Genomic DNA, 1701 nt, shown 5'->3' on the forward strand with positions numbered 1-1701 from the left:
GTGGCGAGGGTGCCGGTGCCGCCGGTGATGAGGATGGTGCCGTTGGGGTCGAGGGTGGGTGCGGTGGGGTTGGGGTTGGGGGTGGTGGGGGTGAGCCGGGGGGTGAGGAAGTTGCCGTTGCGGAGGGCGAGTTGGGGTTGGCCGGTGGTGAGGGCGGCGGTGATGGTGTCGGGGTCGGGGGTGTCGCCGTGGTGGTCGAGGAGGGTGAAGGTGTGGGGGTGTTCGTTCTGTGCGGTGCGGATGAGTCCCCAGGTCGTGGCGGCCGGGAGGTCGGTGATGGGGTCGGTCCGTCCGGTGGAGACGGCGCCGCGGGTGACGACCACGAGGTGGGCGTCGTCGGCGCGGTCCTCGGCGAGCCATTCCTGCACGCGGGCGAGCGTCTGCTCGGCGATGAGGTGGGCTGCGGCGATGGGGTCGTGGGGTGTGGTGGTGTCGCCCTCGGGTCGCACGACCAGCACATCGGCCGCCCCGGTCGCAGGCTGCGTCGCACCGGGCACGTCGACCGGCGACCACTCCACCAGGAACGGCAGCCCCGGGTCCGCGCCGGTGCGTAGGCGCGCGGGGTCGACCGGGCGCAGGGCGAGCGAGGCGATGTCCGCGACGGGCGCGCCCGTCGTGTCGGTGACGGTGATGGCCACGCTGCCCGTGCCGGCGGGCGAGAGCCGCACCCGGACACCGTCCGCGCCGACGGCGTGCAGGGACACGCCGCTCCAGCTGAACGGCAGGACACTCTCGGGGTGGTCGCCGAGCAGACCGAGGGCGATGGGGTGCAGTGCGGCGTCCAGTAGGGCCGGATGCAGGCAGAAGCGCTGGGCAGCGGGCTGCTCGGAGTCGGGGAGGGCGACGGTCGCGTAGACGTCGTCGCCGAGCCGCCAGGCCGCGCGCAGGCCCTGGAAGGCCGGTCCGTAGTCGTAGCCCCTGGCGCTCAGGCGCTCGTAGGCGTCCGTGAGGTCGATCGCGACGGCTCCGGCGGGCGGCCAGGCGGCGGACTGCGGGGGCGCGGCCGTGGGCGCGGTGGTGGGCGCTTCGGCGGTGAGCGACCCGCCGGCCCGGCGGGTCCACGGTGTGTCGCCCGAGGCGTCGGTCGGACGGGAGTAGACCGCGAAGGATCGGCGGCCTTCGGCGTCGGGTTCGCCCACCACGGCCTGGAGTTGGACGGCCTCGCCGTCGGAGAGGACGAGCGGGACCTCCAGCGTGAGGTCCTCGACGTGCCCGCAGCCGACCTCCAGCCCGGAGCGGAGGGCGGTCTCCAGGTAGGTGGTGCTCGACAGCAGTACGGTCCCGTGCACGGCGTGGTCGGCGAGCCACGGGAGGCCGGTGGTGGACACCTGGCCGGTGAGGATGTGCCCCTGGCCGTCGGCGAGTTCCACGGCGGAGACGACCAGCGGGTGGTCCGTGCCGGTCTGCCCGAGGGCACCGGTGCCCGTGGCCGCGGGGTGCAGCCAGTACGGCGCGTGCTGGAACGGGTACGCGGGCAGGGGCGGGCGCGGGCCGGTGTACGGGGTGCCGGCGACGGGCAGGCCCGCGATCCTGCCCTGGGCCAGGGCAGTTGCCAGCTGCGAAGGACCGCCGTGGTTGCGCCGGAGCGTGGCGATCGTGGCCACCGCGGTGTCGGTGGTGTCGGCGGTTTGTTGGATGGGGGTGGTGAGGACGGGGTGGGGGCTGGTTTCGATGAAGTGGGTGTGGCCGGTGTGGAGGAGG

At 74.5% G+C, this 1701-nt stretch carries 1 protein-coding gene; it reads right to left on the bottom strand.

Annotated features, from left to right (window positions below):
* Positions 1-1701 (bottom strand): polyketide synthase dehydratase domain-containing protein (locus ACIQWA_RS40925; RefSeq protein ID WP_402492279.1); only part of this gene is annotated, 1701 nt, incomplete at both ends.

The sequence above is a fragment of the Kitasatospora sp. NPDC098652 genome (genome assembly GCF_044760155.1).
In the GTDB taxonomy this organism is placed as follows: Bacteria; Actinomycetota; Actinomycetes; order Streptomycetales; family Streptomycetaceae; genus Kitasatospora.